11 protein-coding genes and 1 other annotated feature are annotated in these 13501 nt (G+C 46.1%); of the genes, 5 read left to right on the top strand and 6 right to left on the bottom strand.

The window, feature by feature from the left end:
* Nucleotides 1-10 precede the first annotated feature (10 nt).
* Nucleotides 11-658 (top strand): diacylglycerol/polyprenol kinase family protein, encoded by a 648-nt coding sequence (locus KNQ05_RS10010; protein WP_214766390.1) that lies wholly within the window; start codon nt 11-13, stop codon nt 656-658.
* Nucleotides 659-770: 112 nt separating this feature from the next.
* Here the strand turns inward: KNQ05_RS10010 and ald are convergent, their stop codons facing one another.
* The gene (ald, locus tag KNQ05_RS10005; RefSeq protein WP_214802238.1) at nt 771-1895 is read right to left on the bottom strand and encodes an alanine dehydrogenase; all 1125 of its coding nucleotides are present in this window, start codon (nt 1893-1895) and stop codon (nt 771-773) included.
* A gap of 131 nt (nt 1896-2026) precedes the next feature.
* Complete coding sequence (locus KNQ05_RS10000; RefSeq protein WP_029331984.1) at nt 2027-3244, bottom strand: PucR family transcriptional regulator; 1218 nt, start codon at nt 3242-3244, stop codon at nt 2027-2029.
* A gap of 162 nt (nt 3245-3406) precedes the next feature.
* Here KNQ05_RS10000 and KNQ05_RS09995 point away from each other — a divergent pair, with 162 nt between their 5' ends.
* Nucleotides 3407-4783: an alanine/glycine:cation symporter family protein gene (locus KNQ05_RS09995; protein WP_088838145.1), complete on the top strand. Its 1377-nt coding sequence runs from the start codon at nt 3407-3409 to the stop codon at nt 4781-4783.
* Between the two features lie 64 nt (nt 4784-4847).
* On the opposite strand, the gene KNQ05_RS09990 is transcribed toward KNQ05_RS09995, so the two are convergent.
* Both KNQ05_RS09990 and KNQ05_RS09985 read right to left on the bottom strand, forming a co-directional pair.
* Nucleotides 4848-5702, bottom strand: coding sequence for a sulfite exporter TauE/SafE family protein (locus KNQ05_RS09990; protein WP_088838144.1), 855 nt, complete (start codon nt 5700-5702; stop codon nt 4848-4850).
* A 633-nt stretch (nt 5703-6335) separates the two neighbouring features.
* Nucleotides 6336-6980, bottom strand: coding sequence for a TVP38/TMEM64 family protein (locus KNQ05_RS09985; RefSeq protein ID WP_214771714.1), 645 nt, complete (start codon nt 6978-6980; stop codon nt 6336-6338).
* A 239-nt stretch (nt 6981-7219) separates the two neighbouring features.
* Between KNQ05_RS09985 and trhO the strand changes: the two genes are divergently transcribed.
* The gene (gene trhO, locus KNQ05_RS09980) at nt 7220-8137 is read left to right on the top strand and encodes an oxygen-dependent tRNA uridine(34) hydroxylase TrhO (RefSeq protein WP_088838140.1); all 918 of its coding nucleotides are present in this window, start codon (nt 7220-7222) and stop codon (nt 8135-8137) included.
* A 109-nt stretch (nt 8138-8246) separates the two neighbouring features.
* On the opposite strand, the gene KNQ05_RS09975 is transcribed toward trhO, so the two are convergent.
* Together KNQ05_RS09975 and KNQ05_RS09970 are read right to left on the bottom strand one after the other, a co-directional pair.
* Nucleotides 8247-9023, bottom strand: a complete 777-nt coding sequence (locus KNQ05_RS09975; protein ID WP_214766394.1) for an alpha/beta hydrolase — start codon at nt 9021-9023, stop codon at nt 8247-8249.
* Between the two features lie 15 nt (nt 9024-9038).
* Nucleotides 9039-10715, bottom strand: coding sequence for a GGDEF domain-containing protein (locus KNQ05_RS09970; RefSeq protein ID WP_214802229.1), 1677 nt, complete (start codon nt 10713-10715; stop codon nt 9039-9041).
* 129 nt (nt 10716-10844) lie between these two features.
* Nucleotides 10845-11065, top strand: a binding site (T-box leader).
* Between the two features lie 56 nt (nt 11066-11121).
* Between KNQ05_RS09970 and argS the strand changes: the two genes are divergently transcribed.
* Nucleotides 11122-12804, top strand: coding sequence for an arginine--tRNA ligase (argS, locus tag KNQ05_RS09965; RefSeq protein WP_088838135.1), 1683 nt, complete (start codon nt 11122-11124; stop codon nt 12802-12804).
* A 29-nt stretch (nt 12805-12833) separates the two neighbouring features.
* Complete coding sequence (locus KNQ05_RS09960; protein ID WP_088838133.1) at nt 12834-13439, top strand: hypothetical protein; 606 nt, start codon at nt 12834-12836, stop codon at nt 13437-13439.
* Nucleotides 13440-13501: the final 62 nt, after the last annotated feature.

The following is a 13501-nucleotide window of genomic DNA, read 5'->3' as shown; positions in this document are numbered from 1 at the left end:
GAGGATTCATATGGAATGGGTTGCTGCTGTTGGAACAATCGTCATCATTGGACTCATCTTGTTCTTGTTGGAAGCGATTGGTCGACGCGTCGGAGCAGAGCCGGAAACGGTTCGGAAATGGATTCATATCGCAGTCGGGCATTGGGTCTTTCTGGCGCTTGCCTGGATCGATCATTGGTACATTGCAATCGTCCCGTTATTATTTTTCACGGTCGTTAATCTGCTGACCTTAAAACGCGGGACGGGTCAAATGAATCAAGTGGAACGCATATCTTACGGGACGGTCTACTACCCGATTTCTTTACTGATTCTAGTCGGACTTTTTTTTGAACGAGAACCAATGGCACTTGTTGCCGGCAGCATGGTGCTCGCGTGGGGCGACGGAATGGCTGCTTTAGTAGGTCGACGCTACGGAAAGACGTTCTATACACGTGGGGCGATTAAACGATCGTTTGAAGGAAGCATCGCGATGTTTTTATTCTCGTTCCTCGTCCTGACTTCCACGTTTCTTATATATGCATTACCGGCTTGGATTGCAATCAGTTACGGTTTTTTGCTTGCGAATATTGCTGCTTTGATTGAAGCCGTGTCCTATCGCGATTTAGATAATGTTTTCATCCCGCTTTCAATCGGTGCACTCGTTGCGTTTGCGCTTTAATAGATGTTGCTACTTGCTTCACCGGTAAGACGTCGCGCGATTCAGGTAAAAACAAAAAAGCAGCGGATTTCTTCTATAAAGAAGAAACCTGCTGCTTTTTTGCTGTTTTCTATTAAGCGTGAAGGTGCAATACATCTTCAACGGATTTATACGCGTAACCGAGGTCGCGCGCGACTGCTTCGTACGTCACGAATCCTTGCGCGACGTTGAGACCTTTTTCAAGCGAAGTATTTTCAGCAAGTGCACGGTGTGTGCCTTTGTTCGCGAGTTCGAGAACGTAAGGAAGTGTTGCGTTCGTAAGCGCGAGTGTCGACGTCCGTGGAACAGCACCCGGCATATTCGCGACGGCATAGTGAACAACACCGAATTTTTCATACGTTGGATCATCATGTGTCGAAATACGGTCAACGGTTTCGAAAATTCCGCCTTGGTCAATCGCGACATCGACGATGACAGCACCTGGTTTCATTCGTTCAACCATCTCTGCTGTCACGAGCTTCGGTGCTTTCGCTCCTGGAATCAAGACGGCACCAATAACGAGGTCACTTTCAGCGACGGCTTCTGCAATCGTATACGGATTCGAAATCAACGTGTTGATTGAGTTACCGAAAATATCATCAAGTTGACGAAGGCGCTCAGGACTGACGTCGATGATCGTCACGTCAGCACCAAGACCGACTGCGAGTTTTGCTGCGTTCGTCCCAACGACACCACCACCGATGACAGTAACTTTTCCGCGGCGCACACCAGGGACGCCTGCAAGTAGAATCCCCATTCCACCATGCGGTTTTTCAAGGAACTGTGCACCGATTTGTGAAGCCATCCGACCAGCGACTTCACTCATTGGTGTCAGAAGTGGCAATGTCCGATTTTTTTCGACCGTTTCATAAGCGATTGCCGTAATCTTCGAGTCAACAAGTGCCCGTGTGAGTTCTGGCTCCGCTGCAAGGTGTAGATAAGTGAACAAGGTTAAGTCGGGACGGAAGTATTGATATTCTGAAGCGATGGGTTCTTTGACCTTCAATGCAAGCTCAGCAGTCGCCCAAACTTCTGCCGCTGTTTCGATGATTTGTGCACCAACTTCGATATACTCTTCGTTTGTAAAGCCGCTCCCCATACCAGCAGATGTTTCGACGATGACTTGATGTCCATGAATCGTTAACGCTGCTACCCCGGCAGGTGTTAACGCAACACGGTTTTCGTTGTTTTTAATTTCTTTTAATACTCCAATGATCATAAGAGCGATCCCCTTTCGCAAATGAACAACCAATAACCCTTTAACTACTTACTTCTCCCTCAGTATACGAGAAATGAAAGCGTACGACTTTATCGGTGTTTTCAAAAAATAAGAGGATTGTTTGTGAGAAATCACAAAAGGTAACGGTCGGCTTTCAAGTAAAGATAAAGTAACGAACGTTCAGGTAATGATTCCATCCGAATGCCGGCTTCTTCTTCGATGCGCCGCATGCGGTATAAGATCGTATTCGGATGGACGTGAAGGTGGGCGGCAACTTGTTTGACGTTTCCATCGTAATGCAAAAACCACTCGAGCGTTTCGCATAAAGAAGCTGTGTGTTTCAAGTCGTAAGCGCGAAGACGTTCGATTTCTTCCAGTCGAACCGTCCGTCTCCGTAGGCGTTCTGAAAAGATAGGTAATAACTGGAATAGTCCGAGTCGCTCGTATCGCGTCACATTTTGAAGTTCGAAAGGATAGGCGTCTTTGAGACGTAAGACGATACCTGCTTCTTCGTAACGTTCTGGAATCGACTGCACGCCGGTGAAAACTTCACTGCTCGATACAACAAATTCTGTATAAGAAAACCGTTCGGCGAGTAGTTGGCGGAATGACTGGATGAAAGCATCGAACTGAATGCGTTCATGCTGAATGTCACGATCGTTTGTGCTGATCCACAAAATAAAATCTGTCGTGTCGTATGCATACAGCAGGGGACGTACCGTCTGTTGAATCGTCAATAAATAACGGAGGCGATCGGCTAGACGCGGCGTAATGGCTTCCGGGAAACGGATGACCATTAAGCGACTGATTCCCGGCGGAGCGAGATGAAGTTTTGAGAACGTCTTTAGGATTTCACTTTCGGGTAACTCTTCATGGAGTAACTCAAAAAAGAATTGCTCCGTCTGTTCTTCTTGCCGTTTTTTTTGCATGTCGATTGCAAGCAACTGTCGTTGTGCAAGCATGGCACCTTTCTTTAAATCGCCTAGCTCTGAAGCCGTGAAGGGAGTGTTGCGAGCGATTGACCAAATGTAACCGAGAATCTCCATATCTTGTTTAATGGCAATGGCGACGCGGTCGTTCAAACCAACGCTCGTCCGGGCAGTGATGACGAGTGGATCATCTTGAGCCGCTAAGCTTTGGATGACCTCATCTTTCCAAAGTTGATCGATGACGGATTCAGGGACACGGCGGCCGATGATGGTAGCGACACGGGCAGGGTCTGTATCAGTCGTATGCGTACTGTAGGCGAGCAGACGATGATTGCGGTCTTCAATCGTTATCGGTGCATTGAGTGCGAGGCCGATCGCTTCTGCTAAATCATCGAGGGAATGGTACGTTGCTTCTAACATAAATGAAGTTCCTTCTTTCTCTATCGTATTCCTTATGTTTAGTATACAACCGTTTGTGTATAACCACAAAAACAATCGATTTATATTGTAGGAATAAACAAAAATATGCTAAGGTGAGCGGCAGAGTCAACTGAGATAGAGATAGAGAGGATTTGGAGTGCGATGGAAGTGTTACACATGATTTCATCATGGATTTGGGGAATCCCGAGCATGGTGTTATTGGTCGGGACGGGCTTATATTTTACGGTTCGTCTTCGAGGATTACAGTTTCGCCGGTTAAAACAAGCGTTTCAACTCGCATTGACGAAAACGGGGCATGGTGAAGGGGAAATCAGTAGCTTTCAAATGCTGATGACGTCACTGGCTGCGACAATCGGGAATGGGAACATCGCCGGAATTGCCGTCGCTTTGACGATGGGGGGGCCAGGTGCAATCTTTTGGATGTGGGTGATTGGTCTCGTCGGGATGGCGACGAAGTATGCCGAGAGTCTGTTAGCGATTTTATTTCGTCAGCGAAACGATCGTGGTGAAATTGTCAGTGGACCGATGTACTACATCGAGAAAGGTCTTGGAAAAAGTTTTAAGCCGTTAGCGGTTGCGTTTGCCTTGTTTGGTCTGATTGCTTCTTTTGGCGTCGGAAATACGGTCCAGGCGAATGCGATGTCGACGGTATTGAAGCAGACGTTCCACATCCCGTTACTTGCTTTTGGAGTTGTACTAGCCGTCGCGGTCTATTTCTCGATTCGTGGTGGGCTTGAGCGTGTGAGTTCAATCTCGACGATTTTTGTACCGGTGATGAGTTTGCTCTACATCGTGGCGGCACTCATTATTTTAGTTCTTCAAGCGAACCAAATCATTCCCGCGTTAGGGCTGATTGTACAATATGCGTTTCAGCCGCTGGCACCAGTCGGCGCATTTGCGGGTGTGTCCATCATGGTTGCCATGCAGGTTGGTGTCGCACGTGGTATTTTTACGAACGAAGCCGGACTGGGAACAGCTGCTTTAATTGCCGGGTCTGCTAAAAGTGAACGACCTGCAGAACAAGGATTGATTTCGATGACGAGTACGTTTATCGTGACGTTGATCGTTTGTACGATGACGGCACTCGTTTTAATGACGACTGGATTTTGGGATCCGACGGGAGGGACGTTATCAGGTGTCACACATGACGGCTCATTGACAGGAGCGGCACTTACATCGGCCGCATTTGCCAGTGTACTTGGACCACTGGGTCAATGGACGGTTGCCTTCTCGGTCTTCTTCTTTGGGTATTCGACGATTATCGGGTGGTATGTCTATGGTGAGAAATGTCTTGAATATTTAAGTGGTGCGACGAAATTCAATCGCCTCTACCAAGTCATCTTTGCATTAGCAGCCTGTTATGGAGCAATCGCAAATTTAGAATTGTTGTGGCTGGTCGCTGATATTGCGAACGGTCTGATGATGATTCCGAATTTAATCGGGATGTTATTATTATCGAAAATCGTCATTGATCATACAAAAGAGTACGAAGCCGGTACGATTCGAAAAGTTGCTTAACAAGAAATAGAGAAAAATAGCCGTCCCCTTTTTAACGGGAGACGGCTATTAGTATGAGAAACAGTTAAGAGGATGTTGAACGTTTACGGCTGTATACAAGTAACGTCACTAAGAAGACGACGCTAAGGGTCACTAAGACGATTAACGAAGCTGTATTAAAGCCTAACACTTCAAGCAGCACGCTTGTCGCGACCGTTAAGTAAAAGATCCCTAAATACTTTTTGACGAACGGACTTTCAAAGTGTCCCAATTGTTTGGCGCCGATCGGTGCACCGAGTAAGGCGCCGATAATTAACATGACACCGACGAGCAAATCGACATCCGTACTCGCCACTGTATAATTGACGAGTCCAGATAGGACAATCAATAAGGCAGAGGCGATACTTGTCCCGACCGCTCGTTTCAGTTCATAACCGACGATTCCGACGAGTAGTGGCGTGATGATGAAGCCTCCGCTGACACCGAGTAGCGACGATACGAAACCAGCGAACAGACCGGTAAAGGCGAGAGCGACGTAACGATTACGCCATCCGTCTTGCGAACCGTTCGTCGACTTTGGACGAAGGAACTTATTCGCGAAATAGAGTAATAAAGCAATGTAAACAATCGAGATGACGAGGTGTGCCCCGTTGACTTCTTCGAGTCGAAGGACGAGGGGCGTTGCAATCGTCGAACCGATAATCCCGACACCACCGATGACGAGACTATCACGCCAAACAACGTTTTTTAGACGAAGATGAGAGAGTGTTCCGGAAACGGTTGAACCAAGTGTCAACATGAGGCTTGTCGCGATGGCGATACTCGGGGTAAATCCAAGAATCAACAAGAGCGGCGTCAAAATGATTCCGCCCCCGATTCCGAAGAAGCCAGAGATAATGCCAATAAAAAATCCAAGCGGTAAAAAATAATAAAATTCCATGCAGGTCCATCCCTTCACAATCCATAGTACGTTAAGTATCGCAAGGGCGGAGCGGAAAGTAAAAGGGAACGGCTCCTTCAAGGGGGTTGAAGGAGCCGTTAAGGGGATTATTCTGTTGATGGAGTGACAGATGCCGCTCCATCGATTCCGGTACAAAAATTACGTACGCTCAATGATACCGGTGACATTGAACGAGGGTGCAAGAGAGACGATGCTTGGACTTGCTGACGAGAGGAATACCCGTCTTAAGGAGTCGATGAATCGTAAATATAGATTCATTATAGGAATGAAGAAGTTGGAAAATCCATCCTATTTTATTGAGTCGAAACGTGAACATTATTCTAATATTGGTCTTACCAATTAAATGTAAGCGTTATCAATAATGTCTAATGTGTGAACAGTATTTTTATATAATTATAGCGAATGAAAATGATTCAAAAGACCTAGCCTTAATCGTAAGTCGATTTAGGCGTAGTTCAGGTATTGTTCTATCATGAACTAAAATAACATCTGATTCATAAAGAAGGGTGGCATAACCAAAAAAAGATGGAACATCACATGTAAGCGATCTTCCATCCGGATAGTGAAATAAAATAAACACTTGGGAAAGTCATGTGTTTTTGAGAAAATTGTTTATTTGTTCTTACCTTCAATTACATTTTCTAGTTCACGTAAGTTTTTCGTACGACGTGCGAGTGCCCGGCGTTTAATCCATTCTTCCATACCGCGACTGATTCCCCAAATCGCAAGTAGGATCAGGAAAAGGAACAGTAGACGAACAGGTCTTTCTAAAAAACTGGACCACTCTTTGCCGATCAAAGAAAACAAAATGACGACAATCAGGCGGCCGGCGCCAGCTGCAATTAAATACGTACGGAGTGATAACTGAATCATCGCCGAGATGGATGTAATGATAAAGGCCGGCATGAACGGGAGCGAAAAGAAAAAGCCGAGCGAAATCGGACTCATGTGACGAACGCGTTCAATCCAGTGTTGTGCTGCCTTATGATTTTCAAGCCACCGAGTGACTGGACGGCGAAATAAATAGCGGATACAAGCAAACACGACGAGTGAACCTAACATGCTGCCGACCCAAGATACGAGCACTCCCATCCAAAAACCATAGGTCGCCGCGTTCGCGGAGATGATCAGGACGAGTGGGAGGAATGGGAATAGTGATTCTAAGAAGGGTGCAATCAATCCAGTCGAAGCTCCACCCGGAAGATCTTGTAGAAATATAATCATGTGCTCGATCCATTGACGGATAGTTTGGAGCATTCGGAATCCTCCTTACAAAATAAACTGCTGATTTCTATTTTACCTCTTTCCGCATCAGAAAGGGAATTGAATTACGATGTAAGTGTCATGGATTTGTCGATTGTACAATTGAATCGGAGTTGGTATTATACTTAAATGGGTGCGTTTTGCAGGCGTTCCCAGCTAGCTATTAGCTATGACGCTTCGTTCGCCAACGTTCGTTTTACTGCAAAAAACTGACATGGGGGCCAATGAGGATTATGAAACCTTATCGCGTACTATTATTTTATAAGTATGTTCCGATTGAAAATGCGGAACAAGTAACAAAAGAGCACCTGGCATACTGCAAGGAACTCGGAATCAAAGGAAGAATCTTGATTGCACCAGAAGGTATCAACGGAACACTTTCTGGAACGGTCGAACAAACAGAACAGTACATGCAAGATTTACTAGCGGATCCGCGCTTTAGCGACATCGAATTTAAAATCGATGAAGTCGAAGAGCATACCTTCAAAAAAATCTTCGTGCGTTACAAAAAAGAGCTCGTCACATGGCGTTTTGAAGATGAGTTTAATGTCCCGAAAGAAAATGCAGCCTATCTTGAGCCTGCTGAGTGGAAAGAGATGATGCAAAATGAAGACGTCGTCATCTTAGACGTCCGAAACAACTACGAATACGATCTCGGTCATTTCAAAAATGCCGTCAAGGTCGACGTTGCGGCGTCACGTGAGTTTCCACAGTGGCTCGATGAAAATGAGCATTTGTTCGAAGGGAAAAAAGTCTTGACGTATTGTACGGGTGGCGTACGTTGTGAGAAGTTCACGGCTTATTTCCGTAAACGTCAAAACAGCGACGACATCTTCCATCTGAAAGGTGGCGTCGTCATGTACGGAAAAGATGAAGTCACGCGTGGAGAAGACTGGGAAGGGGAGCTGTACGTGTTCGATGAACGCGTTCAAGTACCTGTCAATGAAGTCAATCCGACTGTCGTATCCGAGTGTTACTACTGTGGTAAGGCAGAAACACGTTATGTTAATTGTGCGAACCCGGAATGTAATCGTCAGCATTTCTGCTGTGAAGAATGTGAACCGAAAGTAATGCGTTCATGTTCCGACGAATGCCGGGAACATCCGCGGAATCGTTATGAAAAAGAACTGACTGAAGAGCTCGTGAAATAAGATGAAAAAGGATGATGTGTGCTCGTTAGAGCGTACATCATCCTTTTTAGGTTGTACCACTGAAAAAGACGTGTCACGCAGATGATTCAAATGCGTTAACACTTAATTCTTATGAAAAGAGAAATCGGAGCACGTCCGGCATACGTTTCGCCCACGCTGTCTCATGGTGAATACCGTCTGCGATGACGGTGTATTGCATCTGCTCGACTTTTTGACGTACTGCCGCCGAGATGACATCATTCGTGTGCAAATAATCTTCTTCCGTCATCGGACCGCTGACTTCTTTTGTCCCGATATCCATGTAGCAACGGTGCGCGTCAGACAGTGGGAGACTTCGCTCGATGAACTCAAGTAAAGAAGAGAAGTTCGCCCATCCGGCTGTCGATAAGGCGGCGGCACGCGTGATGACTTCCGGATAAGCAAATAGGCCATATAAGGAAATCACGCCGCCCATCGAGCTGCCAATCATCGTTGTATCAGTCGGAATCGTCGCATAGTGCGAATCGATGTACGGTTTCAAGTCATAGATAATCCATTCCATATAAGCTTTCCCGTTTCCACCGATCGTCGTCCGGTGTGACGGATATGCGGTTCGCATCAATAACGCGTCATCCGTCCAAGGCGCATATTCATCGTACCGGTCCATCGGGTCATCCGGGCTATCGATGGCGACGATCATTGCCTGTAGACCGACTTCGTGGAGGGCGAGATGAACATCCCATCCTTTACCGAAGGAAGCACTCGCACCACTGAAGACATTTTGTCCGTCATGCATATAGATGACGGGTAATGCAACATCCGTCGCGACCTCAGGGGGACGATAAATCCGCAATGTCCGCCGTTGTTGATTCATCGGAAGCGATAACTCAATTTCAGTAATAGACATGTAAAACACAACCTTTCAAAGATTAGCGTAGTGGGCTGTACAATTTCGACCATTGTGTTTTCCGCCGACATACAGTGCGTGATCTGCCTGACGTAATGATTCTTCAAATGTGCGTTGGTAAGGATGTTCTACTGTATCGACGCCAAGACTGACGGTAATAGAGAGAGGGTGATCGTCGACAATGAAGGGGCGATCGAGAACGGTGTGACGAATTTCTTCAGCAATGGAGATTGCTTGGTCTTGTAAGCAATCCGCAATCAAAACAACGAATTCCTCCCCCCCATAACGTGCCGCGAAGACGGAATCGTTGCGGTGGATGACGTATTTAATCCGTCTTCCGAGCTCACGTAAGACGAGATCTCCGACTTTATGTCCGTACGTATCATTGACGTATTTAAAGTGGTCGATATCAAATAGGATGATCGACAGCGGAAAGTGTTCGGAAGCAAACTGGCGTGCCCCCTCTTCATAAAAAGCACGGCTGTTCGGGAGATCGGTCAAGGCATCCGTCCGGCTTTCGGCATACAATTGAAAGTTTTCTTGGGAACGCTCGAGTACGCGGCAAAATGTCCGAAGCAGGCGATAAATTTCATCCGCTTTTGCTTCATCATAAGCATCAGCGATTTGATGAAATAAAACGATTGAGACATCGACTTCTCCACTTGTGATGGAAGGAATCGCGAGCATCGAATGCCGATCGACGGGAAGCGAGAGTTGGACATCATTTCCCCAGTCGAACCGAAGGCCATAGAGAATCGGAGTCCGCAGATCATTCGCTGATAACGTATGAAATAAAGGTAAGACATCAACTGTCTTTTTTGTCCGAATGTCATAGATGATTTGTTTTCGTTGCTGCTGAATAGAAAGCCAGCCGTCGGAGAAATCAATTAGATGAGGTAAATCAATCAGTAAGGATTCAATCGCTTCCCGTTCAAAGCGTGAAACGAGCAACCGTTCCTTCGCATCGTCGAACCGTTTAGCGTTGTGTGTAGCTTGTAAGGATGCGCCACGCTGTTGTAGGAGTTGCTTGAATAAGAATAAAATTAAAGTCGAGACAGTCGCAGCAACTAACGGGTTTTCATCATAAAACCAAATCCCGAGAAGCGCGCTTAAAATACTGATTCCGTAAACGAGTGTCTGAAGTCGGATGAGGCGGGTCCAGTCATACTTTAAGTTTAAGAAACGATTGACGAATCGGCATTGAAGATAGGAAATAAGAAAGACACCCACCAGATAACCGACAAACGGGATAAGTGATTCGGTATAAGTAAAGCCCGGGCCGGTCGGACCTCCAAGTAGCAAGTAAGCGGAGGCGGGAACTGAGATATAGACGATGTCGAATAAGACGTTGACGGGGTACAGGTAGATGAATCGTTTTATCCGAATTTCTTTTTTATGCGAAAATAATTGGAAAATCAGGACGCCGAGTTGACTCAAAATGACGGCAATCAATAAACCGTAATTAAGAAAAATGAATAAAATAATACCTTCTTGAAATGTATAATAAATCCCACCACGGCGGATGTTATCGAATTGGAAGAGGAGGACTAAAATGAGAAGATAACTTGCATTTCCAAGCGATATCGCTGGGTTCATATGGACGGGAAAGGCAAGCGATGCAAGAAACAGCAAAACAACAGTAAGTGCTAAAGTGATCCAGCTCATACGTGCTACTTTTCGATAGTAAACCATAGCGGAATAGACCCCTCTCTGTGGCGATCCTTCTGTATCTATACCCGATTTGTGGAAATTATGATAAGTGATTTACAAAAAAATAAGGTTGAGAGAAATCGAGTCATTGCGTATAATGTGAAAGATATCAAATCGTCGATGACGAAGAAAGTAACGGTTTTATCTTGTCAGCCAGCGAATCAGGAAACGGTGGAAGCCTGAATGGACAAAGAAATCGTGAAACGCACTTCAGAGACGCTATCCGAATCGTAACGATCAGGCGTAGCCGGGGGAACCCCGTTATCCCCAATTAAGGTGGGTGTCGAAAACGACACCAAGAAGAGTGGTACCGCGGTCATTCCGTCTCTTTGCGAGTTGCGCAAAGGGCGTTTTTTATTGGAAAAAATAAACTGTTGGAGGTAATACAATGAGCTACAAACAACAATATGCTGAAGTTTTACAAGGAGTCATCGGAGACGCATTGACACTTGAACAAATTGAGCAACTGATTGAACAACCGAAACATGAAGACCACGGAGATCTCGCATTCCCTTGCTTCTTGTTGGCGAAAGCATTCCGCAAAGCACCCAACATGATTGCAGTAGATGTCGCTGAAAAAATCGATAATCCACTCTTTGCGAACGTTCAACCAGTCGGACCATATGTCAACGTCTTCTTGAACCGTGAGGTCGTCTCGCAAGAAATCGTCAATCGTGTCTTAAACGAAAAAGCGGACTACGGATCAAGTGAGTCAAATGGGAAGACGATTGTCACTGACTTCTCTTCACCAAACATCGCGAAGCCGTTCTCGATGGGACATTTGCGTTCGACGGTCATTGGAAATGCATTAAACCAAATTTCACGTAAAAAAGGATATGAGGTCGTTGGGATCAACCACTTAGGCGACTGGGGCACGCAGTTTGGTAAATTGATGGTGGCTTACAACATGTGGGGTAAAGAAGAAGATGTCCGGGCTGAGCCAATCAAAGAACTATTGAAACTCTATGTCCGGTTCCATGAAGAAGCAGAAAGTAAGCCGGAACTTGAAGATGAAGGTCGGGCCTGGTTCAAAAAACTCGAGCAAGGTGACGAACAGGCAACCGTTCTTTGGAAATGGTTCCGTGAAGTTTCACTCGTCGAATTCAGCCGTGTTTACGACATGCTTGGTGTACAGTTCGACAGCCTGAACGGAGAAGCCTTCTATAATGACAAAATGCAGCATGTCATTGACTTATTAGAAGAAAAAGAACTGCTCGTCGAGTCTGAAGGCGCGATGGTCGTTGATCTTGAAGCAGAAGGTATGCCACCTGCGCTAATCAAGAAAAAAGATGGCGCGACGCTTTACGCGACACGCGACTTGGCAGCTGCGGTCTATCGTCTCGAGACGTACCGTTTCGAACAAGCATTTTATGTTGTCGGCGGAGAACAAGCGCTCCATTTCAAACAGTTGTTTGCGGTTTTGAAAAAGCTTGGTTTTGATAATGTTGACGGCATGCACCATGTACCATTCGGTCTGATCATGAAAGATGGCAAAAAGATGTCGACGCGTAAAGGGCGGATCGTCTTGCTTGAGGAAGTCCTTCAAGATGCAATCAACGTCGCAAAACAAAATATCGCCGAGAAAAATCCGAACCTTGCGAATGCCGACCAAACAGCACAACAAGTCGGCGTCGGCGCAGTCATCTTCCATGACCTTAAAAACGAACGCATGAACAATATCGAGTTCGATCTCGAGCAGATGTTGAAATTCGAAGGGGAGACGGGTCCATACGTTCAGTACACAAATGCCCGTGCCAACTCGTTACTCCGTAAAGGCGGCTATGATGGTGCAGCCTTCGACGGAAGTGCTGACGATTATGCCTGGGGGGTCGTCTCGATGCTTAACCAATTCTCGGCAGTCATTGACCGGGCGTTCGTGCGTCGTGAACCATCCATCATCAGCCGTTATGTCCTTGATCTCGCACAAAGCTTTAACAAATATTATGGTCAAGTACGTGTCCTTGAAGAGGATGCGGCAAAACAATCTCGCCTTGCACTCGTGAAATCGGTTACGATTGTATTGACGGAAGGTCTACGCCTCCTCGGTGTCGGCGCTCCAGAAGAAATGTAATAAAATTAAATTAAAGATGGGGTTAGCATATGAATAAAGAAACAAACGAACGGTTGCAGCAGGCAGCAGAACGAATCAAGAACGAAGACATGAAAGAAGCGATTGCGTTCATCGCTGATTTTCACGGGAGAGTGGCAACGTGGTTGCCTGGAGAGTCTGTCGACTTCATCTTTGATGTCGTGACAGCACCAGGTGCCGATTTAATCGCACCTGTTAGTGGAGATGCACTCGAAACGAAAGTGAACTTCGAATTTTTCATGGGTAAAAAACAAACGCGTAAAAAATTAGGTGAACTTTTAGCGCTTTGGAAAGCACCACGTTCGAAGGAAACACTCAGTGAAATCGATGCGATTGGTCTTAAAAAATGGTTGGCCCGGAATGAATTCCGGTCGGAAGACAAGCCATGGGACTATCTCAACCGTCTCCACGTCTTATTGTTCCTCGATTCGATGACAACCGTCATCGATGATCATCAATTGACGACGTTATACGAACAACTTGTCGGCAAAACACCGGTCCCGACAAGCTTCGTCCGTCGTCAAGGAGAAGTACGTCGTGTCGTCGATAAATTCGTCGAGAAACATGAATTAACGCAGGTCGATTTAGTGAAAGCTTCACTCGTCCGTTACCTGTAATCAGAAAAGACCCTCGGATGAAAGCATGGAGATGACTCTAGCTTTTAACCCGAGGGTCTTTT

The organism is Exiguobacterium sp. s125 (assembly GCF_018618605.1).
In the GTDB taxonomy this organism is placed as follows: domain Bacteria; phylum Bacillota; class Bacilli; order Exiguobacteriales; family Exiguobacteriaceae; genus Exiguobacterium_A; species Exiguobacterium_A oxidotolerans.
This window is presented reverse-complemented; position numbering and strand designations above follow the sequence as displayed.